A 26180-nucleotide genomic window follows, 5' to 3' on the forward strand; every position below is an offset into this window, starting at 1 on the left:
ACCGGATCGCGGCACCGCACGGATCGGCCGGGCCCGGATCGGCCCCGGAGGGAGCGGCGCCGGAGGGATCGGACGAGTACGCGCGCCCGGCGGTCGGTCGGGCGCCCGGGCCGCCGGACCGGTGCCGTTCGCGTTCGCCGCCCAGGCGCGGCAACACGACGGGCCCGACCGGGGGTACGCGAGCAACGTGGCACCACCGGCCCCCGAGCGGGTGTCCCTGCGGACGGCCTGCGGACGGGCGGCGGTCGGCCTGCTGCTGGTGGCGGGCCTGGTGGCGGCGGTGATCCTGGGCACCCCCGCCCTGTCGGCCCCGGGCACCGGCCCGGCTGCCCCTCCCGGCGCGCAGCCCGCACCGGCCCGCGGCCACCACTGAGATCCCGGGCCCAGGAGCGGCCGCACGCCCGGCAGCGGTACTACCGCACCCCCGAGGCGGCGCAGCAGTACGGCCGGCCACGCCCAGGAGGCCGCCGAAGGCTCAGGGCCCGCCGAAGAGGTCCCGGCGGGCGGCGTCGCAGGCGAGGAGGACGGCGCCGCCGAGCACCCCGCCGCCGCCGACCGCGCCGACCCGCACCTCGGTGCGCAGCGGCGAGAGTTCGGCCAGCTTCCGGCCGACCCGGCCGGCCAGCTCGGCGCCGCCGGCCCGGCCGACCTCCCCGCCGAGCACCACGCAGCCGGGGTCGAGCACCACGCAGAGCGCGGCGGCGCCGACGGCCACCCGATCGGCGAAGGCGTCCAGGAAGGGCGCGCCGGCGGGGCCCGCCGCGACCGCCGCGTGGACCACCGCTTCGGCGGCGGCCGCGTCGCCGGCCTCGTCGGCGGGCAGGCCGAGAGCGCGGGCCATCGCACAGACGGCGCCGCTGCCGACCAGGGTGTGGAAGCCGCCCTCGCAGTCGGAGGCGGTGGGCAGCCGGTCCGTCCCGGGGACGGGCAGGAAGCCGATCTCGCCGGTGCCGCCGGAGGCGCCGCGCCGCAGCCTGCCGTCCAGCACCACGCCGGCGCCGGTGCCGTGGCCGAGCCAGAGCAGCACGAAGGTGTCGCGGTCGCGGGCGGCGCCGGTGCGGTGCTCGGTGATGGCGGCCAGGTTGACCTCGTTCTCCAGGATCAGCCCGGTGCCGGGAAGTTCCCGCAGTTCGGCGATCAGATCGGTGTGCCAGCCCGGGAGGCCGCCGGTGTTGTCGAGCCGCCCGGTGGCGGGGTCGACCAGGCCCGGGATGCCGACGGCCACGGTGTGCAGTTGCTCGACGCCGGCCTGGTGGGCGGTGTCCAGCAGGGTGCTGACCGTCCGCTCGGCGAGTCCTTCGGTGCCGTCAGCCGGCTCGGGGCCGGCCGGGATCTCGGCGGTGGCGAGCGTGTGGCCGGCCAGGTCGGCGATGACGAGGCTGACGCCGACGGAGCGGACGTCGATGGCCGCGATGTGCGCGCGGGAGGCGACCAGGGCGTAGAGCCGGGCGTTCGGGCCGCGGCGCTGCTCGCCGCGCTCGCCGGCCAGCGCGACCAGGCCGCTGCGTTGCAGCCGGTCCAGCAGATCGGAGACGGTCGGCCGGGAGAGGCCGGTGAGTTCCCGCAGCTCGGTCGCGGTGAGCGGGCCCTGTTCGAGCAGCAGGTTGAGCGCCAGCCGGTCGTTGATGGCCCGGGCGGTGCTCGGTGTCGCCGTTCGAACGGTGGTCATGAGGCTGCATCCTTCCAGACTGCGTAGCTGCAACTGTTTCTATCAGGGTCCCTTCCTGATAATTTATCGGACCGGGCGCCCATCCGGGTTCCCCGACCATGGACGGCACCGTCGCGCCTGCCCCGCGACTCGGAGGGACCCTGGAATGCCCGAGATCCTCAAGGACCCACGCCGGGCCCGGGTGAGCATCGCCCTGGTGTTCGCCCTGCACGGCTCGGTCACCGGCACCTTCGCCACCCGGATCCCCTGGATCCAGCACCACCTCGACCTCGGGCCCGGCCAGCTCGGCCTGGCCCTGGTGATGCCGGCGATCGGCTCCTCGCTGGCCATGCCGCTGGCCGGGCGGATCGTCCACCGGTTCGGCGGCCGGGCCGCCACCGGCGCGCTGATCACCCTGTGGTGCCTGTCGCTGGCCCTGCCGGCGCTGGCCCCCTCACTGCTCTTCCTCTGCCTGTCGCTGCTGGTCTACGGCGCCACCGCCGGCATGGCCGACGTGGCGATGAACGCCCAGGGCGTGGAGATCGAGGAGCGGCTCGGTCGCTCGATCATGTCCGGCCTGCACGGCATGTGGAGCGTCGGCACCCTGCTCGCCTCCGCCGTCGGCGTCCTGGCCGCCCACCAGAACCTGGACGCCCGGCTCCAGCTCGCGATCACCGCCGGCGTGCTCGCCGTCCTCGCCCAGCTGGTCTCCCGGCAGCTGCCGGACATCCGGTCCAAGCCCGGCGAGGAGGCGCCGCCGCACTTCGCCCTGCCGCCGCGCAGCGCGCTGGCGATCGGACTGGTCGGCTTCTGCGCGGTCTTCGCCGAGGGCGCCTCGATGGACTGGAGCGGTGTCTACCTGCGGGACGTCACCGGGGCCTCGGCCACCGTCGCGGCCGCCGCGTACACCGCCTTCGCGCTCACCATGGCGGTCAGCCGGCTGGCCGGCGACGCGGCGATCCACCGGCTCGGGGCGGTGCCCGCGACCCGGATCAGCGGCGCGATCGCCACCGTGGGCGGCCTGCTGGTGGTGTTCGCCGACACGCCCTACCTGGCGATTCCCGGCTTCGCCCTGATCGGGATCGGGATCGCGGTCGTGGTGCCGCTCGCCTTCGCGGCGGCCGGGCGGACCGGGGGCAACCCCAGCCAGGCGATCGCCGGCGTCGCGACCGTCACCTACACCTCCAGCCTGATCGCACCCGCCGTGATCGGCGTCCTCGCCGAGGCGACCTCGCTCAGCGTGTCCTTCGCCCTGGTCACCCTGCTCGCCGCGGCGCTCATCCTCAGCGCCGGGGCCCTGCGCCGCCCGACCGCGGCCGCCGACCCCGTGCAGCCGCCGGCGGCCGGCCCGGTGGACTCCGTCGGCAGCGTTCCCAGCGACGCCCGGCGCTGACCTGCTCCCCTGCGGCGCGCTCGGCCGCCGCCTCCGGCCGGCTTTCCGCCCGGCCGGTGGCGGCGGCTAAGCTCGCCCGGTGCTCGCTCCCCCGCCCTCCCCGCCGGCCCGGCCCTGGCCGCACCGGGTGGCACTGTCGCCCTGGACCAGGCTCGCCCTGCTGGTCGTGATCCTCGGCGCGGCCGCCGGCTCGCTGCTCCTCTGGGACCCGTCCGCCCTGCTGTCCGGCGGTCTGGCCTCGACCGTGCCGGGGATCTGGCAGGCGCCCGCCTTCCTCGCGGTGTACGCGGTGGGCACCTTGGCCTTCGTCCCGCGACCCGCCCTGAACGCCGCCGCCGGTCTGCTGCTCGGCATCGAGCAGGGGCTGCTGCTCGCCGTCCTCGGCACCACGCTGGGCGCCGCGCTGGCCTTCGGGCTCGGCCGGCTGCTCGGCCGGGACGCGCTGCGCCCGCTGCTGCGGGGCCGGGCGCTCACCGCGCTCGACCGCCGCTTCACCGAGCAGGGGTTCCGCAGCGTGCTGCTGCTGCGACTGTTCCCGGGGCTGCCGTTCCAGGCCGGCAACTTCGCCGCCGCGTTCTCCGGGGTACGGTTCGCCCCCTTCCTGGCCGCCACCGCGATCGGCGTGGTCCCGGCCACCGCCGCGTACGTGGTCGCCGCCGCGAGCGCGCGGACGCCGGGCTCGGCGGCCTTCGTGGTCTCGGCCGGGGCCATCGCGCTGATGGTGCTGATCAGCCTGGCCTCGGTGTGGCGGGCCGCCCGGCGCCGGCCGCGCGCCGAGGCCGCCTGAGAGCGCGCCCGGTCCGACGGCGCCGGCCCCGGGAGCATCCGGCCCGAGCGCACCCCACCGCGCACGACCCCACCCGCGCATGATCCCGCCGGGCGCCGGCCGCCCTGCCGGTACCCGGGCGCGCCGTCCGACTATTCGGTCGCCTCTGTCGGTGCTCTGCGCCAGGATGGCCGCCATGACCACCACCACGAGCGGCACCGACCGCATCGAGCCCCCGTTCGCCGCCGACGAGAGCGCCATGCTGGCCTCTTGGCTCGACTTCCACCGGGCCACCCTCGCCGTGAAGTGCGAGGGTCTGACGGACGAGCAGCTGCGACTGCGCTCCGTCCCGCCGTCCACACTGTCGCTGCTCGGGCTGGTCCGGCACATGGCCGAGGTCGAGCGGCACTGGTACCAGGGCATCCTGCTCGGCGAGGAGCTGGGCGAGGGGCTCTACTGGACGGCCGAGGACGAGGACGGCGACTTCAACGGTGTGGACACCGCGGACGCCGCCGAGGCCTTCGCCACCTGGCAGGCACAGATCGAACTCGCCCGCCGGGCCTCCGAAGGGCTGCCGCCGGAGACGGTCGGCCGGCGCAAGCGCCGGGGCGCGGACGTGACCCTGCGCTGGATCCAGGTGCACATGATCGAGGAGTACGCACGGCACAACGGGCACGCGGATCTGCTCCGGGAGCTTGTGGACGGCACCACGGGGGAATGAATCCCCTTCACCGAGGTTGACGGACGGTCAATTCGGGGCTGACCCGTACCGGTATGGTCCACGCGCGCAACCATACGGCGAGCTGGGGCGTCGCATCTGTTGTCCGGGTCGGCCCGGATCGGCGGCGCGCCACGACCCTTACAGCGGTCGCGAGCGGGCACCGGACCGGTGATCAGTGCGATACTCGGACAGTTCCGACGAGTGGATGACGTGTCAAAAGGGCACGCGCACCCGGGGGGACGCGTTCGGGACGAGACAGGGAGGCGCGGCATGGGAGCACTTCGCGACGAGCACCACAACGGGTGGCTGATGCCCTCCGGAAACTACCCCGCCGCGGCGTACGACGATTCGTGGGCGGACCAGGAGACGATGCCGGCCGCCCCGGCTCCCACGAAGATCGTCTCCCTGCGGCCCACCGGATTCGAGGCGGCCCGCACGGTCGGCGAGCACATCCGGGCCAGCACGCCCGTGGTGATGGACCTGACCGAGATGGACGACGCCGAGGCCAAGCGCATGGTCGACTTCGCCTCCGGCCTGATCTTCGGCACCGGCGGCGGGATCGAGCGGATCGCCCGCCGGGTCTTCCTGCTCACGCCGGCCGATGTCGAGGTCATGGTGATCGACCGGCCGCTGGACGAGACCGGCTTCTACAACCAGAGCTGAGCGACGCTTCTCGGCGATCGCACGAGGCAGGACACCCCACCGGGGACGGCAGAGCGGGAGCCGTCCCCGGTTCTTGCGCTCCGGGCGCCCCGCAGACCGCCGACCTGGCGCGATCCGCCGGCCGCAACCTCAATACCGGGCCAGGTCCGCCACAAGAGATCCCTCTGCCGGGCGGCCCGGCACCGCCCCGCCCGCCCGGCACAGCCCCGCCCGCCCGCCCGGCACTGCCCCGGGGTCGGCCTGGCCCGGCCCCGGCAATCGACCCGGTCCGGGCACCCCGCACTCGGCGCCAAGCGCTCGAGTGAGGCACTCGGCCATAACTTGAGACATGAATGTCTCATCTGATCTACACTTGTCCCATGGCCACCGACCGTGACTCCGTGCTCGAAGCCGCCGTCGGCGTGCTCTCCCGCCGCCCCACCGCGCACCTGGACGAGATCGCCCGCGCGGCCGGCATCAGCCGCGCCACCCTGCACCGGATCTTCCCGGGCCGGGAGGCACTGATCCGCGAGGTGGGCGCGCACAGCCTGCGCAAGGTCGCCACCGCGCTGGACACCGCCGCCGTCGAGCAGGGCGACGCGCAGTCCGCACTGCGCCGCCTGGTCGACGCGGTCGTCCCGGACGCGGCGCTCTGCGCCTTCATCGCCGGTGAGAGCCAGCTCTACGACGATCCCGAGATCAACGAGCTCTGGGAGATCCAGGACGCCCGGGTCCGCGCGCTGTTCCTGCGCGGGCAGCAGGAGGGCGTCTTCCGGATCGAGCTCTCGGCCGGCTGGCTCAGCGAAGCCTTCTTCGATCTTGTGGCCGGCGTCGGCTGGGCCGTCCAGGACGGACGCCTGGCCCCCCGCGACAGCGCATTCTCGCTCGCCGAGCTCTTCCTCGGCGGCGCACTCAGGAGAACTGAAACACCATGAGCACCACCATGCTCCTCACCGCCCCGTCCACGAACCCCAGGCAGCGCTGGGTCGGCCTGGCCGTCCTCGTCGTGGCCGTCACCCTGGTCGCGGTCGACGCCACCGTGCTGTCGCTGGCCATCCCCTCGATCAGCGAGACCCTGCGGCCCAGCGGCACCCAGCTGCTCTGGATCGGCGACGCCTACTCCTTCGTCCTGGCCGGCCTGCTGGTCAGCATGGGCGCGCTCGGCGACCGCGTCGGGCGCAAGAAGCTGCTGCTGACCGGCTCCGCCGCGTTCGGCGTGGCCTCCCTGCTGGCCGCCTACGCGCCCGGCCCGGGCTGGCTGATCCTGGCCCGCGCCCTGCTCGGCGTGGCGGGCGCGACCATCATGCCCGCCACCCTCTCGCTGATCCGCGCGCTGTTCCCGGACGCCCGCGAGCGGGCCAGGGCGATCGGCATCTGGGGGGCGGGCGCCGCGGCCGGCGCCGCGCTCGGCCCGGTGGTCGGCGGGGTGCTGCTGGAGCACTTCTGGTGGGGCTCGGTCTTCCTGCTCAACATCCCCGTCGTGGTCCTCCTGCTGGTCCTGGGCAGCTGGCTGCTGCCGGAGTCCAAGGACCCGAACCCGGGCCGCTGGGACGTCTCCAGCGTGCTGCTCTCGATGACCGGGGTGATCGGCGTCGTCTACGCCGTCAAGGAGGCCGCCGCGCACGGCCTGCTCCGCTGGGACGTACCGCTGACGGCGATCCTCGGCGCGGCGGCGCTGACCGGCTTCGTGCGCCGCCAGCTGCGGCTGAGGACCCCGCTGCTGGACGTCCGGCTCTTCACCGACCGCCGGTTCACCGCCGCCGTGCTGGCCTCGCTGACCGCACTGGTCGGGCTGTCCGGTGTGGTGTTCGTGATGTCGCAGTACCTGCAGCTGGTGCGCGGGTACGAGCCGCTGCGGGCCGGGCTGGCCGAGCTGCCGGCCTTCGCCGGCGCGGTGGCGGGCGGGCTGCTGACCGCCCGGCTGGCCAGGCGTGCCGGGGTCCGGACCGCCCTGACCGGCGGACTGCTCGCGATGGGGACCGGTCTGGCCATGCTCGGCTGGGTGAGCGAGGACAGCACATACCTGGTCATCGCCGTCGCCTTCCTGATCGTCGGCGTCGCCGAGGGCGTGGTCTACGCCCTCTCCGCCGACATGGCGCTCGGTGCCGCACCGGCCGAGAAGTCCGGCGCCGCCTCCGCGGTCTCCGAGACCGCCTACGAGCTGGGCACGGCGCTCGGCATCGCGCTGGTCGGCTCGGTGGTCGGCGCCGTCTACGCCGGGGCGCTGGTCGTCCCGGCCGGCACCGACGCGGCCACGGCCGCGCAGGCGAGCGAGTCGCTCGGTGGCGCGGTGGAGGCCGCCGGGCACCTGCCCGCGCAGCTCGGCGGGCCGCTGCTGGCCGGCGCGAACGGCGCCTTCGTCCAGGGCCTGAACCTGGCCGCCCTGCTCGGGGCCGGACTGCTGCTGGCCTCCGCCGGGCTGACCTGGGTCCTGCTGCGGGGCGTCGCGGCGAACCGCCGGAGCGCCGGCGGCCACGCTGCGGAGCACCAGGTCACGGGGGCACCGGACGAGCCGGTGGCGGACGGCGGCACCCCGGCCGAGGTGCACACCGCGGCCTGACCCGGCCCGCCCGACCGTGCCCGCCCGCGCCGCACCGGGGCGGGCGGGCACCGGCACGAGCGGGAACCGGCACGAGCGGGCACCGCGGCAGGCGGGCACCGGCACGAGCGGGCACCGCGGCAGGTACGGCCGCGAGGCGCCAGGGGCTCAGCCCCCGCTGCCGAGCGGCAGCTCCAGCTCGGCCCACACCACCTTGCCCTCCTTGGTCAGCCGGCTCCCCCAGCGGTGGGCCAGCTCGCCCACCAGGTACATCCCGCGCCCGCCCTCGTCCTGCTCGCCGAAGTCCCGCAGCCGCGGGGTCTGGCCGCCGGCGTCGGCGACCTCGACGGTCAGCACCCGGTCGCGGAACAGCCGGAGCCGGCGCGGGGCGTCCGCGTGCAGCAGGGCGTTCGTGACCAGCTCGCTGACCAGCAGTTCGGCGTAGTCGGACAGCGCCGACAGGCCCCACCGGCGGAGGGTGTCGCGGGTGAACCGGCGGGCGTGCCCGGGCAGCCGGCCGTTGCCGTTCAGGTGCAGGGTGGCGATCCGGTCGGCGGGGACGGGCAGCACCCGGCCCATGATCATCGCGATGTCGTCCTCGGTGCCGTCGGTCACCAGTGCGGCCAGCACCGCGTCGCAGCTCTCCTCCAGCGTCCGGCCCTGCTGGGCCAAGGTCCGGGCCAGCCGCTCGATGCCGACGTCGAGATCCTCCCCCCGCCGCTCGACCAGGCCGTCCGTGTAGAGCGCGACGACGCCGCCCTCGGCGACCGTGAACTCGGTGCTCTCGAAGGCCACCCCGCCGACGCCCAGCGGCACCCCGGGCGGCAGGTCGATCCGGCGCGCGCTGCCGTCCGGCGCCACCCAGACCGGTGGCAGGTGACCGGCCGAGGCCACCTTGACCGTGCGGTCCACCGGGTCGAAGACCGCGCAGATGCAGGTGGCGAACTGGCCGTCGCCGATTCCCGTCGCGGTTTCGTCCAAGCGGGTGAGGACCTGCTCCGGCGGCATGTCCAGGGTCGCCAGGGTCCGGGCCACCGTGCGCAGCTGGCCCATGGTGGCGGCGGCCCTGATGCCGTGGCCCATCACGTCGCCCACCACCAGCGCGACCCGTCCGCAGGACAGCGGCACCACGTCGAACCAGTCGCCGCCGACCTCGCTGACCACGCTGCTCGGCAGGTAGCGGTAGGCGATCTCCAGACCGAGGGTGCGGTGGATCTCCTGCGGCAGCAGGCTGCGCTGCAGGGTCAGCGCGGTCTCCCGCTCGCGCCGGTACAGCCGCGCGTTGTCGATCGCGATGGCGGCCCGGGCGACCAGCTCCTCGGCGAGCGCGACGTCCGCCGGGGTGAACGGCTCGGGGTTGCGCATCCGGATGAACTCCGAGCCGCCCAGCACCATGCCCCGGGCCAGCAGCGGCACCATCAGGTACGAGTGGATGCCCGCCTCCATGCCCGGCCCCACCCGGTCGGGCGAGGCCACCAGGCTGGCCAGCACCGCCTCGTCCACGTGGGAGCGCAGCAGCGGCCGGCCGCTGCGCAGGCACTGGGTGTAGACCCGCTGGGCGTCGTACTCGGAGGTCTCCCCGACGGTGTCCACGGCGTGCGCCATCCCGGACTCGTAGGCCTCGCCGACGGCCACCGCGTTCAGCCGCACGGTGCGGTCCGGGGCGAGGTGGACGGGCTCCTCCCCCAGCAGGACGGGCTCCAGCAGGTCGACGGTGGCGAAGTCCGCGAACCGCGGGACGACCGCTTCCACCAGCTCCTCGGCGGTGCGCTGGAGGTCGAGGGTGGTGCCGATCCGGGCGGTGGCCTCGGCGATCATCGCGAGCCGCTCCTGGGCCCGGGCGGCCCGGGCCTCGGCCTGGAAGCGCTCGGTGACGTCGATGATGGAGGAGCTGACGCCGAGCACCCGCCCGGTGGAGTCCTCGAGCCGGAAGTACGAGGCCGACCAGGCGCGGTCCCGGCGCGGGTCGCCCGGGGTGCGGCCGTGCGAGCGGGCGTCCACCACCGGACGGCCGGTGGTGAGCACCCGGCGCATCACCTGCTCGATCTCGGCGCTGTTTATCCCGGGCAGGATGCCGCTGATCCGGCGGCCGAGGTGGTCCTCGACGGGCATCCCGTTGATCCGGGCGAGCGCCGCGTTCAGCCGTACGAAGCGCAGGTCGGGGTCGTAGACGGCCATCCCGATCGGGGACTGGCTGAAGAAGCCGTTCAGGATCGCCAGGTCCGACTCCACCTCGCGCAGGGAGCTGACGTCGGAGGCGGTGGCGAGCAGCAGCAGCGAACCGCCGGGGCCGACGATCGGGTAGGTGCGGAACTCCAGCTCGACCACATGGCCGTCACGGTGGCGCAGCGGGAACACCCCGGACCACCCGCGGCTCTCCATGATCTGGCCGAACAGCTCCGCCACCCGGGGCCATTCCTCCTCGCCGACCAGCAGCCGGGCGGCGTAGCTGCCGACGGCCTCCTCGGCGCTGTAGCCCAGCAGGGCCTCGGCGTCCTCGCTCCAGTGCAGGATCAGGCCGTCGCCCTGCAGCAGCGCGGTGGCGAGGGGAACGAGCCGGTGGCCGTCCAGACGCGCCGGATCGCCGCCCGGGCGTTCCCGGCGGGCGTCGTCAGGCGTGTCCCACTCGAATCCGCGCAATGTCAGGAACCACCCAGTCGGCATGTGCCCGGGACGGGTGTGGCACGCCCGTCCGGGTTTCTCTCAAGGGTGCACGGTGATCGGCCCGGTGGCGACCCCTTCGGCGCCATCGGCGTGCCCCGAGGGCGCTACAGACCCGGCAGGGCGTCCTGCTCGCCCGCGACCACCTGGACCGGATCGGCCGGGCCGCGGCACTCCCGGCCCAGTCGCAGCATCCTGGCCTCCGGATCGTGCAGGGGCCGGCCGCAGCGGCGGCAGCGCACCGTCGGCGGCAGCAGCCGGGGGACGGGTGGGGTGAGGGCCGGTGGGTCCTGCTCGGGCGCTGCCATCCGTCCAGTCTGCCGGGCGCCGTCCGCGCGGGCCGGGCGGGTGCCCGGTCGGCCGGCGAGGCGTGCCGGACGGCCCGGCCGGGTAGGCGCCGGGCGGGTGGCCGGTTCGACGGACGCCCGGCGCAGGCGGTGGTGCGCGGGCCCGGACCGGGGCCTACCCTGCGGGCAGGATCTGTGACGATCGGTGAAGGAGATCGCGATGGTGCACGCACGAGCCGGTTCCCCGGCGGAGCCCGGGGACCTGGTGGACGTGGCCAAGCTGGTCACGGCGTACTACACGTTGCACCCGGACCCGGCCGAGCCGGGCCAGCGGGTCGCGTTCGGCACCTCGGGCCACCGCGGGTCCTCCCTGGACACGGCCTTCAACGAGGACCACATCGCGGCGACCACCCAGGCGATCTGCGAGTACCGCGCCGTCCAGGGCACCGACGGGCCGCTGTTCCTCGGGGCGGACACCCACGCCCTGTCCGAGCCGGCCACCGCGACGGCCCTGGAGGTGCTGGCCGCCAACGGGGTCGCCGTGCTCGTCGACAGCGACGGCGGCTGGACCCCGACGCCCGCCGTCTCGCACGCGATCGTCACGCACAACCGGGCCCACCCGCACGGCGGTGCGGACGGGATCGTGGTGACCCCCTCGCACAACCCGCCGCGCGACGGCGGGTTCAAGTACAACCCGCCGCACGGCGGGCCGGCCGGCTCGGACGCCACCGGGTGGATCCAGGACCGTGCCAACGAGCTGATCCGCGGCGGGCTCGCCGGGGTGCGCCGGATCCCGTACGCGCGGGCGCTGGCGGCCGCCACGACCGGCCGGTACGACTTCCTCACCCGCTACGTCGACGACCTCCCCGCCGTCCTGGACCTCGACGCCGTCCGCGCGGCGGGCGTGCGGATCGGCGCGGACCCGCTGGGCGGCGCCTCGGTCGCCTACTGGGGCCGGATCGCCGAGACCCACCGCCTCGACCTCACGGTGGTGAACCCGCTCACCGACCCGGCCTGGCGGTTCATGACCCTGGACTGGGACGGCAGGATCCGGATGGACTGCTCCTCGCCGTACGCGATGGCCTCGCTCATCGGGCGCCGCGACGAGTACAACGTCGCCACCGGGAACGACGCGGACGCCGACCGGCACGGCATCGTCACGCCCGACGGCGGGCTGATGAACCCCAACCACTACCTCGCGGTGGCGATCGACTACCTCTACCGGCACCGCCTGGACTGGTCCCTCACCGCCGGGATCGGCAAGACGCTGGTGTCGTCCTCGATGATCGACCGGGTGGCGGAGGAACTGAAGCGCACCCTGGTCGAGGTGCCGGTGGGCTTCAAGTGGTTCGTCGACGGGCTGACCGACGGCTCGGTCGCGTTCGGCGGCGAGGAGTCCGCCGGGGCCTCGTTCCTGCGCCGCGACGGCGGGGTGTGGACCACGGACAAGGACGGCATCCTGCTCGCCCTGCTCGCGGCCGAGATCACCGCCGTCACCGGCCGCAGCCCCTCCGAGCGGTACGCGGACCTCACCGCCCGTTTCGGCGACCCGGCGTACGCGCGGGTGGACGCCCCCGCCGACCGCGAGCAGAAGGCCCTGCTGGGGCGGCTCAGCGCCGAGCAGGTCAAGGCCGACCGTCTGGCCGGGGAGCCGATCACCCGGATCCTCACCGAGGCGCCGGGCAACGGCGCGGCGATCGGCGGGCTCAAGGTCTGCACCGACAACGCCTGGTTCGCCGCCCGGCCGTCCGGCACCGAGGACGTCTACAAGATCTACGCCGAGAGCTTCCAGGGGCCCGAGCACCTCGCGCAGGTGCAGGAGGAGGCCCGCGCACTGGTGGGCGAGGTGCTCGGCTCCTGACGGGCACAAGGCCGCCGCCCGCCCCGGTGTCCGGGGCGGGCGGCGGCCTTGTCGTACGGCGGCGAGCGGGTCAGGCCAGCCGGCGGGCGCCCTGGGCGGCGAGGGCGGTGAAGACCCGCGGGGCGGTGTACCCGGCCGCGGCGAAGGCCGCGGTGACGGCCCCGGCGACCCGGTCCGCGTCGGCGTCGGCGACCAGGGCGATCACCGAGCCGCCGAAGCCGCCGCCGGTCATCCGGGCGCCCAGCGCCCCGGCCGCGTTCGCCGTCGCGACGACCAGGTCGGTCTCGGCGCAGGAGACCAGGAAGTCGTCCCGCAGTGAGGCGTGGCCGGCCGTGAGGATCGGGCCGAGCGCGGCCGGCTCGCCGGCGAGCAGGGCCTCGACGGCGGCCTCGACCCGGGCGTTCTCGGTCACCACGTGCCGGGTCAGGGAGCGCAGCCCCTCGTCGGGGAGGGTCTCGAGGGCGGCGGGCAGGCCGGCCGGGTCGAGGTCGCGCAGGGCGGCCAGGCCGAGCAGTCCGGCGGCCTTCTCGCAGCCGGAGCGGCGCTCGGCGTAGGCGCCGTCCGCCAGGTCGTGCTTGACCTGGGTGTCGATCACCAGCAGGCGCAGCCCGGCGGCGGCCAGGTCGACCGGCAGCTGGCGGGCCGTCAGCGTCCGGGTGTCCAGGAACAGGGCCCGGCCCGCCTCGCAGCAGGTGGAGGCCAGCTGGTCCATCGCACCGCAGGGCACGCCGACGAAGACGTTCTCGGCGCGCTGGGCCAGCAGGCCCAGCTCCACCGGGCCGAGACCGAGGTCCCAGAGGTCGTTGTAGGCGACGGCGACCACGCACTCCAGCGCGGCCGAGGAGGAGAGACCGGCGCCGGTGGGCACGTCGCTGTCCAGGTGGATGTCGGCGCCGCCGACCGGGTGGCCGGCGTCCCGCAGGGCCCAGACGACTCCCGCCGCGTACCGGGCCCAGCCGGGTACCGTGCCGGGCCGCAGCTCCTCGGCGGTCAGCTCGACCACCGCGCCGTCGGCCTGGGCGCTGTGCAGGCGCAGCAGGTCGTCCTCGCGGCGGCGGACGGCCGCCCGGGCGGCGTGCGGCAGGGCGATGGGGAGCACGAAGCCGTCGTTGTAGTCGGTGTGCTCGCCGATCAGGTTCACCCGGCCGGGCGCGGCCCAGATCCCGTCGGCGACGCCGCCGTGGACGGCGGTGAAGGCATCGGTCAGCTGGTTGTCGGTCATCGGGCCACCTCCCGCAGGCGCCGGGCCGCGGCCTCGGGCGAAACATCGTTGACGAACGCGTCCATGCCGGACTCGACGCCGGCCAGGTACTTCAGTTTGCCCGCCGTCCGGCGGACGGTGAAGAGCTCCAGGTGCAGGGCCAGCTCGTCCAGCCCGGGGCGGTCGTCGCCGGACGGGGCCTGGTGCCAGGCCGCGATGTACGGGGTGGGCGACGCCTGGGCGGTCTGTCCGGGCTCGACGAACAGGCGGTCGAAGCGGCCCAGCAGGTCCAGGTAGAGGCTGGGGAACTCGGCGCGTTCGGCCTCGGTGAGGGCGGTCAGGTCGGGCACCCGGCGGTTGGGGTAGAGGTGCACCTCGTACGGCCAGCGGGCGGCGAACGGGACGAAGGCCGTCCAGTACTCGCCGGCCAGCACCACCCGGTCGTGGTCCAGGTCGCCGGCCTCGACCGCCTGGGCGTGCTGGTCGAGCTCGGCGGCCAGCAGGTCCTCGAAGAGGTTGCGGCCGGTGCTCTCGCGGTGGGCGGCGGCCTGCCGGGCCATCCGGGCGGTGCGCGGGGTGACGAAGGGCAGGGCGTAGATCTGGCCGTGCGAGTGGGCCAGGGTGACGCCGATCTCCGCGCCGCGGTTCTCGAAGCAGTAGACCTGGCGGACGTCCGGCAGCTTGGCGAGCTCGGCGGTGCGGTCCGTCCAGGCGTCCAGGACGAGGGCGACCCGCTCGGGGCCGAGGTCGGCGAAGGAGGCCTCGTGGTCCGGGGTGAAGCAGACCACCTCGCAGCGTCCGGTGCCGGCGGCGGCGGTGCGCAGCGGGTCCTCGGCCTGGCCGCCGGGGGCGTCCGCGCCGAGGGAGGGGAACCGGTTCTCGAAGACCACGACCTCGTAGTCGGTGTCCGGGACCTCGCTGGTGCGCCCGCCCCGGGAGGGGCAGAGCGGGCACTGGTCGGCCGGCGGGTGGTAGGTGCGGCCCTGGCGGTGGGCGGCGACGGTCACCCAGTCACCGGTCACCGGGTCACGGCGGACCTCGGAGAGGCTGGCGACCGGCTCCAGCGCGCGGGAGTCGACGGCGGTGCGCACCGTACCGGGCCGCGCATCGTAGTAGATCAGCTCGCGGCCGTCCGCCAGCTTGGTGATGGTCTTGTTCACGGCTTCCGCTTTCTGGCTGCGCTCCATCTCGGCCCGTAGGGGCGAGCGTTGCCAACATAATCGAACCCGATGCGACAAAAGTCAACATCGAGGGGATATATGTTTTCCCAGCCACCGAATGACGCCCTCCGAAGGCCTCCCCGGCCGGCCGCAGGCCGGTCAGCCGGCGGCCGCCGCGCTCTCCCGGAAGCGGCGGAGCAGCTCACGGGCGGGCGCGCTGGTGGGGTCGAAGGGCTGGCCGGCGACGCCCGGGGTGACGGCCGCACCGAGGAAGCGGGCCCACCGGCAGCTGAAGCAGAAGGCGATCTCGAACAGGACCTGGCCCGCGAAGAGCCCCCCGGACGCGGCGTGCGCCCGGATCCCGAAGCCAGGGAGGAAGCAGCGCATCGCGCTGCCCCCGGGCAGGGCGGAGACCAGGGCGAGCACCTCCTGGGCGTCGTCCCAGCGGTCGACGGTCTCGCCGGCCACGGTGCCGGCCTCGGTGCGCCAGGCGGACGGGTCGGTGATGCGGACGGCCTCGACGAGCCCGGTCATGGCGGAGGTGGTGGGAAGCAGCATCCGGACAGTCTTCCGGAGGCGCGCGGCGGCGGCCGGCGGAATGTCCACCCGGGTCGAGGGCCGACGCCCGAGGCCCGGCCGCCGCCGGACAGGCTGCCGGCCCGGGCCGCGGGGCAGAGCTGCTGGGCCCGGGCCGGTGGCGCGAGCCCTATTCGGCGGCGCCGAGGGTGGCGTCCAGGACCCGGGCCCACTGGCGGACCACACCGCCGCGCCGGGCGCTGTCGTCGGTGAGCAGGTTGGCCAGGCCCAGGCCCCGGGCCATGTCCAGGGTGGCCTGCACCGTCTCGCGGACGCCCGGTGTGCTCTCGTCGGCGCCCAGGAAGTCGACCGCCGCCCGGTGCGACTCCCGGCCGACGTGGTTCTCCAGCGCCACGATCCGCTCCCGCAACGGCTCCTCGGTGGCGGCGGCCACCCACAGGTGCAACGCGGCCCGGAACAGCGGGCCGGTGTAGAGCCGCACGATCATGTCGACCACGGCCTCGGTCCGCCGCGGGCCGGGCGCCGGCAGCTCGTCCGCATGGGCGCGGACGGCTGCCAGGCGCTCGGCCGTGACGTGCTCGACGGCCGCGGTGAACAGGTCCTCCCGGGTCGGGAAGTGGTGCTGCGCCGCCCCCCGGGAGACGCCGGCCCGCTCCGCCACCACCGAGACCGTGCTGCCGTTCCACCCCAGCTCGGCCAGGCACTCCACGGCCGCCTCCAGCAGCCTGCGGCGGGTGGCACGGCTGCGGTCCTGCTGGGGCGCGCGGGCGGCGGCCTGGCCTACCTGCGGCGGGGTGGTGGTCGGCGGGGTGGTCATCGGCAGTCGGCGTCCCTGTGGGTGCGGGCGGAAGTACGGGCGGGTCCCGGGCGGGCGCCCCGATCCTTTCAGATCACCCGGCCGCCGCCCGTTCGCGGTCCCGCAGTTCGCGCCGGAGGATCTTGCCGCTCGCCGACTTCGGCACCGCCTCCAGGAACTCCACCGCCCGGACCTTCTTGTAGGGCGCCACCTGCCCGGCGACGAAGTCCGAGACCTGCTGCTCGGTCAGCCCGCTGCCGGGCGCGCGCACCACGAAGGCCTTCGGCCGCTCCACCCCGTCCGTGCCCTGGACGCCGATCACCGCCGCGTCGGCGATCTGCGGGTGGGTCAGCAGCAGCGCCTCCAGCTCGGCGGGCGCCACCTGGTAGCCCTTGTACTTGATCAGTTCCTTCACCCGGTCCACCACGAACAGGTAGCCGCGCTCGTCCACGTACCCGACGTCACCGGTGTGCAGCCAGCCGTCCGCGTCGATGGTGGCGGCCGTGTCGGAGGGGCGGGCGAAGTAGCCCTTCATCACCTGCGGACCACGGACCAGGATCTCACCCGGCTCGCCCGCCCCCAGATCCGCGCCGCTCCCGTCCTCGCCGTCCAGCGCGGCTATCCGCAGCTCCGTGGAGGGCACCAGCCGGCCCACCGAGCCGCGCGCCGGATCCGGGTCGTGCGGGGAGACCAGATGGGTGGCGGGCGACAGCTCGGTCATGCCGTAACCCTGGAGGATGCGGGGCAGGCCGAGCCGGCGGGCGCAGGCCTCGGCGAGGTCGGCGTCCAGCGGTGCGGCGGCGCTCAGCACGTAGCGCAGCGAGGACAGGTCGTACCGGCCGACCAGCGGGTGCTTGGCCAGCGCCAGGACCATCGGCGGAGCGACGATCAGCGCCTCCACCCGCTGCTCCTGGATGGTCCGCAGGAACTGCTCGAGGTCGAAGCGGGGCAGCACGACCACGGTCGCGCCGCAGCGCAGCGGCTGGTTGAGCAGCGCCGCCAGCCCGTAGATGTGGAAGAACGGCAGCACCGCCAGCACGCGCTCGCCGACCGCCGGGCGGTAGAGCGCGTCGGTCTGGGCCAGGTTGGTGGCGATCGAGCGGTGGGTGAGCATCACGCCCTTGGGCAGGCCGGTGGTGCCGCTGGAATAGGGCAGCACCGCGATGTCGGCGGCCGGGTCTATCACCGGCGTGGGCGCGGGCGCGGTGGAGGCCAGCAGGTCGGCCAGCGAACGGTGCCCCTCGGCGCCGTCGCAGACGATGATCTCGGCGATCGGCTCGTCCTCGGCGGCCAGCGCGTCGGCGGCGGCCCGGGCGACCGGCAGGAACGGTGAGACGGTGATGATCCAGCGGGCCCGGCTGTCGCGGAGCTGGGTGGCGAGCTCCCCCGCCGTGGTGAGCGAGCTGACCGTGGTGACGGTCGCCCCGGCGGCCGTCGCGCCGTAGTAGACCACCGGGTACACGATCGTGTTGGGGCTGTACAGGGCCACCACGTCGCCGGGCCGCACGCCCGCCTCCGCCAGCCCCGCGCTCGCCCGCCGGACGGCCGCGGCCAGTCGGCCGTAGCTCACCGACTCGCCCGTGACGCCGTCGATCAGGGCCGGCACGTCCGGGTGGTCGTCGGCCGTGCCGAGCACGGCCAGGTGGACGGGCAGGTCGACGGGCTCGACGTCGGGGTACTCGCTGCGGAACACCATGCATGCCTCCTGGATGGATCCTGACGACTGCTCACAGGGTGGCGTCGATCCGGCCCGGGGGACAGACGCCCGCCGATGATCCGAACTGACGAAATATCGGGGCGGTACGCGCGGCGCGCTTGCCCGGCCACGGAGCGCGACTGACGGTGAGAGCTCCCCGCGCCCGTCCCACCGCACCCCAGGAGCTCCCGACGTGACACCCTGCCACCGCCCGGAAACCCCAGCCGGCCCCGCCGCCGGACGCGCCCTCACCGTGGGCGCGGTCGCCGCCCTCCTCGCTCTCGGCGCCGCCCCCGTGGCCTTCGCCGCGCCCGGCGACAACGGCGACATCAAGGTGCACGAGAGCACCACGCCCGTCACGGACCAGCGCGACGAGCCGCAGGTCTGCCGGTTCTACCTGGACGCGTTCAACTTCGACGACCTGCAGCTGGTCAACTGGACGATCGAGCAGCAGCCGCCGACCGGCAACACGCAGGTGAGCTCCGGGGTGCTGGCCCTGCTCAACGGCACCGGCCAGACCCAGATCATGTCCCTCCCGGACGGCCACTACCGGGTCAACTGGACCTTCGTCGGCCAGAACGGCACCGCCAAGCACAAGGTGTTCATGGTCTCCTGCCCGCCGGCCGGCACCCCCAGCGGCACCGCCGCCCCCGTACCGCCGCCCGGCCCCGGCGGGCCCAGCGCCGTCGCCGCCCCCAGCACCTCGCCGGTGCCCGGCGGCCCGAGCAACATCGCGGCTCCCGGTACGTCGCCCCGCCCGTCCGCCAGTCCCTCCAGCGGCGGCGGCCGGCCGCCGGGCACCGGCGGACCGCACGGCGGCCTCGAAGCCGGCGGCGGCGGCACGGCGCACGGCCCGCACGCGGTCGAGGTCGGCGCCGGGTCGGCGCTGCTGGCGCTCGTGGCGGTGCTGGGCATCCGGGCCGTCCGCCGCCGCTCCGGCCGCAATGCCGCATCCTGACGCCAGGAACCAGGAGCCGGGGCGCCGTGCCCGGGCGCGGCTGACCGCCGCGGTCGTCGCGCTCGCCCTGGCCCTCGGCATCTGGCTGGTGCACGACGGCGCGGCCGGGAGCGGCCCGCCCGCTCCCGGGCCGGCCGCCGCCCCGGGCCCGGACCTTGCCGGCACGCCGGTCGGCGCCTCCTCTCCCGGGGCGGGCGCCCAGCCGGGCAAACCGCCGCCCGCGCCGCTGCCGCCCTCGGCGCCGACCGTCGTCAGAATCCCCTCGATCAAGGTCACCGCTCCCCTCCTCGGGCTGGGCCTGGACGGCGCCGGGCACCTGGAAACACCTCCGCTGACCGCCCCCGGCCAGGCCGGCTGGTACCGGGACGGCCCCTCCCCCGGCGCACCCGGCAACGCGATCGTCGCGGGCCACGCGGACACCCGCTCCGGGCCGGCCGTCTTCTACCGGCTGGGACTGCTGCGCCCGGGCGACACGGTGGAGATCACCCGGCAGGACCGCCGGACGGCCGTCTTCAGCATCGACGCCGTCCGGACCTACCCCCGCACGGCCGTGCCGGACACCACCGTCTACGGCCCCACCGGGCGACCCGAACTGCGCCTGATCACCTGCGGGGGCAGGTACGACAAGAAGGCCGGCTACTCGGACAACGTGGTGGTCTTCGCCCACCTGACCGCGACCCGCTGAACGGCCCGGGCCTCCCGTGACGGGCCGCCTCCGCGGGCCGCCCGGCGCAGGCCGTCCGGCGCGAGTCGCTCCGAGTCGCGCGGCTCGCGCCGGACGGTGCCTCAGTACGATCGGGGCAGGCCCAGGGTGTGCTGCGCCACGTAGTTGAGGATCATCTCGCGGCTCACCGGCGCCACCCGGCCCACCCGGGTCGCCGCCAGCAGCGCACCGAGCCCGTACTCCTGGGTCAGGCCGTTGCCGCCGAGGGTCTGCACGGCCTGGTCGACGGTCCGGGCGGCGGCCTCGCCCGCCGCGTACTTGGCCATGTTGGCGGCCTCGCCTGCGGCCAGGTCGTCCCCGGCGTCGTAGAGATGGCCGGCCTTCTGGGTCATCAGCCGGGCGAGTTCGATCTCGATCGCACAGACCGCCAGCGGGTGGGCCAGGCCCTGGTGCGCGCCGATCGGAGTGTCCCAGACGGTACGGGACCTGGCGTAGTCGACGGCCTTGGCCAGCGCCTGGCGGGCCAGGCCCAGCGAGAAGGCGGCCGTCATGATCCGCTCGGGGTTGAGCCCGGCGAACAGCTGGAGCAGACCGGCGTTCTCGTCGCCCACCAGGGCGTCGGCCGGCAGCCGGACGTCGTCCAGGAACACCTGGAACTGCTTCTCCGGGGCGACCAGTTCCATCGGGATCGGCCGGTACTCGAAGCCGGGGGTGTCGCGCGGGACGACGAACAGGGCGGGCCTGAGCTTGCCCGTCCGGGCGTCCTCGGTGCGGGCGACGAACAGCACCGCGTCGGCGTGGTCGATACCGGAGACGAAGACCTTGCGGCCGGTCAGCAGCCAGTCCTCGCCGTCGCGGCGGGCGATCGTCGAGATCCGGTGGGAGTTGGAGCCGGCGTCGGGCTCGGTGATGCCGAAGGCCATCCGGCTGGTGCCGTCGGCCAGCCCGGGCAGCCAGCGCTGCTTCTGCTGGTCGGTGCCGTAGCGGGCGATGACCGTGCCGCAGATCGCGGGCGAGACGATCAGCAGCAGCAACGGGCAGCCGGCGGTGCCGAGTTCCTCCAGCACGACGGCCAGGTCGGTGATCCCGCCGCCCCCGCCGCCGTACTCGGTGGGCAGGTTGACGCCGAGGTATCCCGCCTTGCCTGCTTCCGCCCAGAGTTCGTCGGCAGGCAGGCCCTGGCGGGCCTTGTCGAGGTAGTAGGCGGAGCCGTAGCGGCGGCCGAGGTCGCCCACCGCGCGGCGCAGGGCCTGGCGTTCGGGGGTCTCGATCAGCGGGCTGGTGGTCGTGGTGTGCGGTGCGGACATCCTGGGGTCCTTCCGGGCGGGTGGCGGGTGCCGGGCGGCGGAGCGGGTGCCGGGTGCGATGGTCAGGGTGCCGGGTGGGACGGTCAGGGTGCCGGGTCGGCGGCGGGCTTCACCACGGCCAGCAGCGCGCCGAGTTCGACCTGTCGGCCGGGGGCGGCGTGCAGTTCGGTGAGGATGCCGTCGGCGGGGGCGGTGACGCGGTGCTCCATCTTCATCGCCTCCAGCCAGAGCAGGGGCTGGCCCGCCGTCACGGTGTCCCCCGGGCCGGCGGTGACGCGCACCACGATGCCCGGCATCGGCGCGAGCAGGGCGCCGGGATCGGTGTGGACGGCGGGGGCGGGGAAGCGGTCGAGGGCGGTGAAGGCGGTGGATCCGGCCGGCTCGTCGACGTGGACGCGGTCCCCGTACCGGGCGACGTCGAAGCTGCGGCGCAGCCCGGCGACGGCGAGCACGACCTGCTCGGAGGTGGCCGAGACCAGGGTGGTGCCGGGATACGCCTCGGCGTCCAACTCGCCGCCGCGGCCAAGCCGGTAGCGCACCTGGTGTTCGCTGCCGTCCGGCGCCAGGTAGCGCTTGACCTGCGGCTGGGACGGCAGGTTGCGCCAGCCGGAGGGCAGTGCGGTGCGGCGGGCGGCGGCGTCCGCGAGGGCGGCGGCCAGCGCCCGCAGCGGGTCGCTCTTCGGGTCGGCGGGCAGCAGCGCGGCGGCGTGCTCGGTGAGGAAGGCGGTGTGCACCCGCCCCTCCAGGAATGCCGGGTGGCGCAGCGCCGTGACCAGCAACTCCCGGTTGGTGGTGAGTCCGTGGACCCGGGCGCGGGCCAGGGCGGTGGCGAGCCGGCGGGCGGCGGCGGCCCGGGTGGGGGCCCAGGCGATGACCTTGGCGAGCATCGGGTCGTAGTGGATGCCGACGGTGCTGCCGGCTTCGGCGCCGGCGTCCAGCCGCAGGCCGGTGTCGCCCGGCGCGGTGCCGAAGGCGACCTGGACGGACGGCAGTTCGAGCGCGTGCAGGGTGCCGGTCTGCGGGGCCCAGCCGGCCGCCGGGTCCTCGGCGTAGAGCCGGGCCTCGATCGCGTGGCCCCGGGTCGGCGGGGGCTCGGCGGGCAGTGCTTCGCCCTCGGCGACGCGGAGTTGGAGGGCGACCAGGTCGAGGCCGGTGACGCATTCGGTGACCGGGTGCTCGACCTGCAGGCGGGTGTTCATCTCCAGGAACCAGAACCGGCCGTCGGGGCCGAGCAGGAACTCGGCGGTGCCGGCGCCGGTGTAGCCGATGGCGCGGGCGGCGGCGGTGGCCGCGGCGTACAGTTCGGCGCGGTCCGCCTCGGCCAGGCCGGGGGCCGGCGCCTCCTCGATCACCTTCTGGTGGCGGCGCTGCAGCGAGCAGTCCCGCTCGCCGACCGTCCAGACGGTGCCGTGGGCGTCCGCCATCAGCTGGACCTCGATGTGCCGGCCGGTGGGCAGGTACGGCTCGCAGAACACCTCGTCCGAGCCGAAGGCCTTCGCCGACTCGGCCCGGGCGGCAGCGAGTTGAGCGGCCAACTCGTCCGGCGAACGCACCACCCGCATGCCGCGTCCGCCGCCGCCGGCCGCCGCCTTGACCAACAACGGGTAGTCCGAGGGGGAGGGATCCTCGACCGCGCCGAGGACCGGCACACCGGCGGCCGCCATCAGCCGCTTGGCCTCGGTCTTGGAGCCCATCGCGGCGATCGCGGCGGGCGGCGGGCCGACCCAGACCAGGCCGGCGTCCAGGACGGCCCGGGCGAAGTCGGCGTTCTCGGAGAGGAAGCCGTAGCCGGGGTGGACTGCGTCGGCGCCCGCGTCCAGGGCGGCCCGGACGATCAGGTCGGCGCGCAGGTAGGTGTCGGCGGCGGTGGCTCCGGGCAGCCGGACGGCGGTGTCGGCCTCGCGGGTGTGCGGGGCGTCGGCGTCGGGGTCGGAGTGCACGGCGACGGTGGCGATGCCCAGGTCGCGGCAGGTGCGGAAGACCCGACGGGCGATCTCGCCGCGGTTGGCGACCAGCAGAGACGTGATCATGTTCGGTGAGTCCCTCACATCCGGAAGACGCCGTAGCCGCGCGCGCCCTCGACGGGCGCGTTGTGGATCGCGGAGAGGCAGAGGCCGAGCACGGTTCGGGTGTCGCGCGGGTCGATGACGCCGTCGTCGTAGAGGCGTCCGGAAAGGAAGACCGGCAGCGACTCGGCCTCGATCTGCTGCTCGACCATCGCGCGGATCGCGGTGTCCGCGTCCTCGTCGTAGGGCTGCCCCTTGGCGGCGGCCGACTGCCGGGCGACGATCGACAGCACGCCCGCGAGCTGCTGCGGGCCCATCACGGCGGACTTGGCGCTGGGCCAGGCGAACAGGAAGCGCGGGTCGTAGGCCCGGCCGCACATCCCGTAGTGCCCGGCGCCGTAGGAGGCGCCCATCAGCACCGAGATGTGCGGGACCTTGGAGTTGGCGACCGCGTTGATCATCATCGCGCCGTGCTTGATGATGCCGCCCTGCTCGTAGTCCTTGCCGACCATGTAGCCGGTGGTGTTGTGCAGGAAGATCAGCGGGATGTCGCGCTGGTTGGCGAGCTGGATGAACTGGGCGGCCTTCTGCGACTCCGGGCTGAACAGCACGCCCTGGGCGTTGGCCAGGATCCCGACCGGGTAGCCGTGCACGCTCGCCCAGCCGGTGGCCAGGCTGGCGCCGTACAGCGGCTTGAACTCGTCGAAGTCGGAGCCGTCCACCACCCGGGCGATCACCTCGCGCGGGTCGAAGGGCACCTTGAGGTCGCCCGGGACGATGCCGAGCAGCTCCTCCTCGTCGAACTTCGGCGGGGCGGCGAGCCGGTCCGGTCCTGGGCCGGCCTTGCGGTGGTTCAGCCGGGCGACGATCCGCCGGGCGAGGCGCAGCGCGTCGGGCTCGTCGAGGGCGAAGTGGTCCGCCAGGCCCGAGACCCTCGCGTGCATCCCCGCGCCGCCGAGCGACTCGTCGTCGGACTCCTCACCGGTGGCCATCTTCACGAGCGGAGGCCCGCCGAGAAAGACCTTGGCGCGCTCCTTCACCATCACGGTGTGGTCGGACATGCCGGGGACGTACGCCCCGCCGGCGGTCGAGTTGCCGAACACCACGGCCACCGTGGGAACGCCCGCGGCGGAGAGCCGGGTGAGGTCCCGGAAGAGCGCGCCGCCCGGGATGAAGATCTCCTTCTGGCTGGGCAGGTCGGCGCCCCCGGACTCGACCAGGTTGACCAGCGGCAGCCGGTTCTCCAGCGCGATCGCGTTGGCCCGCAGGGCCTTGCGCAGCGTCCAGGGGTTGCTGGCGCCGCCGCGTACGGTCGGGTCGTTCGCGGTGATCACGCACTCCACGCCCTCGATCACACCGATGCCGGTGACCAGCGCGGCGCCGACCGGGTAGTCGCTGCCCCAGGCGGCGAGCGGGGACAGTTCGAGGAACGGCGAGTCCGGGTCCATGAGCAGTTCGATGCGTTCGCGGGGCAGCAGCTTGCCCCGGGCGCGGTGGCGCTCGACGTACTTGGGGCCGCCGCCGGCCAGGGCCTTGGTGTGCTCGGCGGCCAGCGCGTCGAGCCGCTCCCGCATCGCGTCGCGGTGCTCGGCGAACTCGGGGCCCGCCGGGTCGAGACGGGTGGGCAGGACGGTCACAGCAGCGCCTCCGGGATGTCGAGGTGGCGGGAGCGGAGCCACTCCCCCAGGGCCTTGGCCTGCGGGTCGAAGCGCACCTGCGCGGCCACGCCCTCGCCGAGCAGTCCCCGGACGGTGAAGTTGACCGCCCACAGGTTCGGCAGCAGGTGCCGGGTGACCGGCAACTCGGCCACCTCCGGCAGCAGTTCGCGCAGCCGCTGGACGGTGAGGGTGTGCGCGAGCCAGCGCCAGCCCTCCTCGTCCCGGGCCCAGACGCCGAGGTTGGCGTCCCCGCCCTTGTCGCCGCTGCGGGCGCCGGCCACCCGGCCGAGCGGCGCGCGGCGGGTCGGGCCGGCCGCGGGCGGCGGCGGCAACGGCGGTACGGCGAGCGGCTCCAGGGCACGGGTCACCGGCGCGGGCGGGACGACGGCGCGGGTGCCGTCGGGGTGCACGGCCGTGTGCTCGACGGTGGCAGGGTCGACGTACGCGGCCTCGAAGACGCCGTAGGGGGCGCCCGGGCCGGGCGGCGCCGTGAGGTGGAAGCCCGGGTAGCCGGCCAGCGCGAGTCCGACGGCGGCGGAGCCGACCCGGCGGCCGACCTTCTCCCGGTCACGGTCCCGGACGGTCAGCCGTAGCAGGGCGCTCGCCTCCTCCTCGCCCGGGGCGTCCGGGTGGTCGGTGCGGGCGAGGGTCCAGCGCAGTTCGGTCGGCCGGGCCGCTTCCAACTCCTGCTCCAACTGGCTCCGGGTGAGGGCGGCCTTGGCCTCGATGTCCAACCCGGTGAGGACGAACACCACCTCGTTGCGCCAGCCGCCGAGCCGGTTCAGGCCGGCCTTCAGGGTGGGCGGCGGGGCCTCTCCGCGGACCCCGCTGATCCGGACCCGGTCCGGCCCGTCCCCGGTGAGCCGCAGGGTGTCCAGCCTGGCCGTCACGTCGGGGCCGGCGTAGCGGGCGCCGGCCGTCTCGTACAGCAGCTGCGCGGTGACCGTCCCGGTGGTGACGGCGCCGCCGGTGCCGGGGTGCTTGGTGATCACGCTGCTGCCGTCGGCCTCCAGCTCGGCGATCGGGAAGCCCGGCCGGCGCAGGTCGTGCTCGAGGAAGAAGGCGTAGTTGCCACCGGTCGCCTGCGCCCCGCACTCCAGCACATGGCCGGCCACCACCGCCCCGGCGAGCGCGTCCAAGTCTCCCGGCCCCCAGCCGAAGTGGGCGGCCGCCGGGCCGGCGACCAGCGCGGCGTCGGTGACCCGGCCGGTGACCACCACGTCGGCACCGGCCCGCAGGCACTCGGCGATGCCGAAGGCGCCGAGGTAGGCGTTGGCCGCGAGCAGCCCTCCGGGGAGGCCCAATTCCGCCGCCCTGGGCAGCAGATCGTCCCCCTCGACGTGCCCGACCCGGACGGTGAGCCCCTGGTCGGCGGCGAGTTCGCGCAGCGCCCCGGCGAGCCGGGCGGGATTGAGTCCGCCGGCGTTGACCACGATCTTCACACCCCGGTCGAGGGCCAGCGCGAGGGACTTCTCCATCTGCCGCAGGAAGGTCTTGGCGTACCCCAGAGCCGGATCCTTGGCGCGGTCGCGGGCCAGGATCAGCATGGTGAGCTCGGCGAGGTAGTCGCCGGTCAGGACGTCCAACGGGCCGTCGCCGAGCATCTCGTGGACGGCCTCGAAGCGGTCGCCGTAGAAGCCCGAAGCATTGCCGATCCGCAGCACCGTGACGCCTCCCCT

At 74.9% G+C, this 26180-nt stretch carries 22 protein-coding genes; 10 read left to right on the plus strand and 12 right to left on the minus strand.

The window, feature by feature from the left end; genetic code table 11:
• Positions 1–187: 187 nt before the first annotated feature.
• Entirely contained in the window at positions 188–373 is a 186-nt protein-coding gene (locus tag OG689_RS05080; RefSeq protein ID WP_266318118.1) for a hypothetical protein, read from the plus strand.
• A 102-nt stretch (positions 374–475) separates the two neighbouring features.
• Here the strand turns inward: OG689_RS05080 and OG689_RS05085 are convergent, their stop codons facing one another.
• On the minus strand, positions 476–1669 hold the full coding sequence (locus OG689_RS05085; RefSeq protein WP_266318120.1) for an ROK family transcriptional regulator: 1194 nt from the start codon (positions 1667–1669) through the stop codon (positions 476–478).
• A 145-nt stretch (positions 1670–1814) separates the two neighbouring features.
• On the opposite strand from OG689_RS05085, the gene OG689_RS05090 reads away from it, so the two are divergent.
• The 6 genes from OG689_RS05090 to OG689_RS05115 all read left to right on the plus strand — a co-directional run bounded on the left by OG689_RS05090 (position 1815) and on the right by OG689_RS05115 (position 7730).
• A complete protein-coding gene (locus tag OG689_RS05090; RefSeq protein WP_266318122.1) occupies positions 1815–3041 on the plus strand; it encodes an MFS transporter in 1227 nt (408 codons plus the stop codon).
• Between the two features lie 79 nt (positions 3042–3120).
• Positions 3121–3828 (plus strand): VTT domain-containing protein, encoded by a 708-nt coding sequence (locus OG689_RS05095; RefSeq protein WP_266318124.1) that lies wholly within the window; start codon positions 3121–3123, stop codon positions 3826–3828.
• Positions 3829–4003: 175 nt separating this feature from the next.
• On the plus strand, positions 4004–4528 hold the full coding sequence (locus tag OG689_RS05100) for a DinB family protein (protein WP_266318126.1): 525 nt from the start codon (positions 4004–4006) through the stop codon (positions 4526–4528).
• Positions 4529–4798: 270 nt separating this feature from the next.
• Positions 4799–5191, plus strand: a complete 393-nt coding sequence (locus OG689_RS05105) for a cell division protein SepF (RefSeq protein WP_266318128.1) — start codon at positions 4799–4801, stop codon at positions 5189–5191.
• 359 nt (positions 5192–5550) lie between these two features.
• Entirely contained in the window at positions 5551–6105 is a 555-nt protein-coding gene (locus OG689_RS05110) for a TetR/AcrR family transcriptional regulator (protein ID WP_266318130.1), read from the plus strand.
• On the plus strand, positions 6102–7730 hold the full coding sequence (locus OG689_RS05115; protein ID WP_266318131.1) for an MFS transporter: 1629 nt from the start codon (positions 6102–6104) through the stop codon (positions 7728–7730). The genes OG689_RS05110 and OG689_RS05115 overlap by 4 nt, the downstream gene beginning before the upstream one ends.
• A 147-nt stretch (positions 7731–7877) precedes the next feature.
• On the opposite strand, the gene OG689_RS05120 is transcribed toward OG689_RS05115, so the two are convergent.
• Both OG689_RS05120 and OG689_RS05125 read right to left on the minus strand, forming a co-directional pair.
• The gene (locus OG689_RS05120) at positions 7878–10349 is read right to left on the minus strand and encodes a SpoIIE family protein phosphatase (RefSeq protein ID WP_266318133.1); all 2472 of its coding nucleotides are present in this window, start codon (positions 10347–10349) and stop codon (positions 7878–7880) included.
• Positions 10350–10477: 128 nt separating this feature from the next.
• A complete protein-coding gene (locus OG689_RS05125) occupies positions 10478–10678 on the minus strand; it encodes a DUF6011 domain-containing protein (RefSeq protein WP_073928652.1) in 201 nt (66 codons plus the stop codon).
• 199 nt (positions 10679–10877) lie between these two features.
• Between OG689_RS05125 and pgm the strand changes: the two genes are divergently transcribed.
• Positions 10878–12518, plus strand: coding sequence for a phosphoglucomutase (alpha-D-glucose-1,6-bisphosphate-dependent) (gene pgm, locus OG689_RS05130; RefSeq protein ID WP_266318135.1), 1641 nt, complete (start codon positions 10878–10880; stop codon positions 12516–12518).
• 70 nt (positions 12519–12588) lie between these two features.
• Here pgm and galK read toward each other — a convergent pair whose 3' ends face one another.
• From galK to OG689_RS05155, 5 genes are all read right to left on the minus strand, one after another.
• Entirely contained in the window at positions 12589–13740 is a 1152-nt protein-coding gene (galK, locus tag OG689_RS05135) for a galactokinase (RefSeq protein ID WP_266318137.1), read from the minus strand.
• On the minus strand, positions 13737–14879 hold the full coding sequence (gene galT, locus OG689_RS05140; protein ID WP_266318139.1) for a galactose-1-phosphate uridylyltransferase: 1143 nt from the start codon (positions 14877–14879) through the stop codon (positions 13737–13739). Before galT ends, galK begins: the two co-directional genes overlap by 4 nt.
• Positions 14880–15038: 159 nt before the next feature.
• Positions 15039–15437 (minus strand): hypothetical protein, encoded by a 399-nt coding sequence (locus tag OG689_RS05145; RefSeq protein WP_266318141.1) that lies wholly within the window; start codon positions 15435–15437, stop codon positions 15039–15041.
• A gap of 148 nt (positions 15438–15585) precedes the next feature.
• Positions 15586–16233, minus strand: coding sequence for a TetR/AcrR family transcriptional regulator (locus tag OG689_RS05150; protein WP_266318142.1), 648 nt, complete (start codon positions 16231–16233; stop codon positions 15586–15588).
• Between the two features lie 73 nt (positions 16234–16306).
• A complete protein-coding gene (locus OG689_RS05155; protein ID WP_266318143.1) occupies positions 16307–17908 on the minus strand; it encodes an AMP-binding protein in 1602 nt (533 codons plus the stop codon).
• A gap of 193 nt (positions 17909–18101) precedes the next feature.
• Between OG689_RS05155 and OG689_RS05160 the strand changes: the two genes are divergently transcribed.
• Positions 18102–18866, plus strand: a complete 765-nt coding sequence (locus tag OG689_RS05160) for a hypothetical protein (protein ID WP_266318145.1) — start codon at positions 18102–18104, stop codon at positions 18864–18866.
• A complete protein-coding gene (locus OG689_RS05165) occupies positions 18853–19551 on the plus strand; it encodes a class F sortase (RefSeq protein ID WP_266318146.1) in 699 nt (232 codons plus the stop codon). The genes OG689_RS05160 and OG689_RS05165 overlap by 14 nt, the downstream gene beginning before the upstream one ends.
• 101 nt (positions 19552–19652) lie before the next feature.
• On the opposite strand, the gene OG689_RS05170 is transcribed toward OG689_RS05165, so the two are convergent.
• The 4 genes from OG689_RS05170 to OG689_RS05185 all read right to left on the minus strand — a co-directional run bounded on the left by OG689_RS05170 (position 19653) and on the right by OG689_RS05185 (position 26165).
• Positions 19653–20837, minus strand: coding sequence for an acyl-CoA dehydrogenase family protein (locus OG689_RS05170; protein WP_266318148.1), 1185 nt, complete (start codon positions 20835–20837; stop codon positions 19653–19655).
• Positions 20838–20920: 83 nt separating this feature from the next.
• Positions 20921–22867: a biotin carboxylase N-terminal domain-containing protein gene (locus OG689_RS05175; RefSeq protein ID WP_266318150.1), complete on the minus strand. Its 1947-nt coding sequence runs from the start codon at positions 22865–22867 to the stop codon at positions 20921–20923.
• A gap of 14 nt (positions 22868–22881) precedes the next feature.
• Positions 22882–24480 carry a carboxyl transferase domain-containing protein gene (locus tag OG689_RS05180; protein WP_266318152.1) on the minus strand — a complete coding sequence of 533 codons (1599 nt, stop codon included), beginning with the start codon at positions 24478–24480 and terminating at the stop codon, positions 22882–22884.
• On the minus strand, positions 24477–26165 hold the full coding sequence (locus tag OG689_RS05185) for an acyclic terpene utilization AtuA family protein (protein ID WP_266326875.1): 1689 nt from the start codon (positions 26163–26165) through the stop codon (positions 24477–24479). The genes OG689_RS05180 and OG689_RS05185 overlap by 4 nt, the downstream gene beginning before the upstream one ends.
• Between the last annotated feature and the right edge of the window lie 15 nt (positions 26166–26180).

Source organism: Kitasatospora sp. NBC_00240 (genome assembly GCF_026342405.1).
Taxonomy (GTDB): domain Bacteria; phylum Actinomycetota; class Actinomycetes; order Streptomycetales; family Streptomycetaceae; genus Kitasatospora.

Bases quoted from the DNA above. Each gene is read 5' to 3' on its own strand.
- OG689_RS05085 (WP_266318120.1), bottom strand. From the start codon at position 1,669: ATGACCACCGTTCGAACGGCGACACCGAGCACCGCCCGGGCCATCAAC.
- OG689_RS05090 (WP_266318122.1), top strand. From the start codon at position 1,815: ATGCCCGAGATCCTCAAGGACCCACGCCGGGCCCGGGTGAGCATCGCC.
- OG689_RS05100 (WP_266318126.1), top strand. From the start codon at position 4,004: ATGACCACCACCACGAGCGGCACCGACCGCATCGAGCCCCCGTTCGCC.
- OG689_RS05105 (WP_266318128.1), top strand. From the start codon at position 4,799: ATGGGAGCACTTCGCGACGAGCACCACAACGGGTGGCTGATGCCCTCC.
- OG689_RS05110 (WP_266318130.1), top strand. From the start codon at position 5,551: ATGGCCACCGACCGTGACTCCGTGCTCGAAGCCGCCGTCGGCGTGCTC.
- OG689_RS05115 (WP_266318131.1), top strand. From the start codon at position 6,102: ATGAGCACCACCATGCTCCTCACCGCCCCGTCCACGAACCCCAGGCAG.
- OG689_RS05125 (WP_073928652.1), bottom strand. From the start codon at position 10,678: ATGGCAGCGCCCGAGCAGGACCCACCGGCCCTCACCCCACCCGTCCCC.
- pgm (WP_266318135.1), top strand. From the start codon at position 10,878: ATGGTGCACGCACGAGCCGGTTCCCCGGCGGAGCCCGGGGACCTGGTG.
- galK (WP_266318137.1), bottom strand. From the start codon at position 13,740: ATGACCGACAACCAGCTGACCGATGCCTTCACCGCCGTCCACGGCGGC.
- OG689_RS05145 (WP_266318141.1), bottom strand. From the start codon at position 15,437: ATGCTGCTTCCCACCACCTCCGCCATGACCGGGCTCGTCGAGGCCGTC.
- OG689_RS05150 (WP_266318142.1), bottom strand. From the start codon at position 16,233: ATGACCACCCCGCCGACCACCACCCCGCCGCAGGTAGGCCAGGCCGCC.
- OG689_RS05155 (WP_266318143.1), bottom strand. From the start codon at position 17,908: ATGGTGTTCCGCAGCGAGTACCCCGACGTCGAGCCCGTCGACCTGCCC.
- OG689_RS05165 (WP_266318146.1), top strand. From the start codon at position 18,853: ATGCCGCATCCTGACGCCAGGAACCAGGAGCCGGGGCGCCGTGCCCGG.
- OG689_RS05170 (WP_266318148.1), bottom strand. From the start codon at position 20,837: ATGTCCGCACCGCACACCACGACCACCAGCCCGCTGATCGAGACCCCC.
- OG689_RS05175 (WP_266318150.1), bottom strand. From the start codon at position 22,867: ATGATCACGTCTCTGCTGGTCGCCAACCGCGGCGAGATCGCCCGTCGG.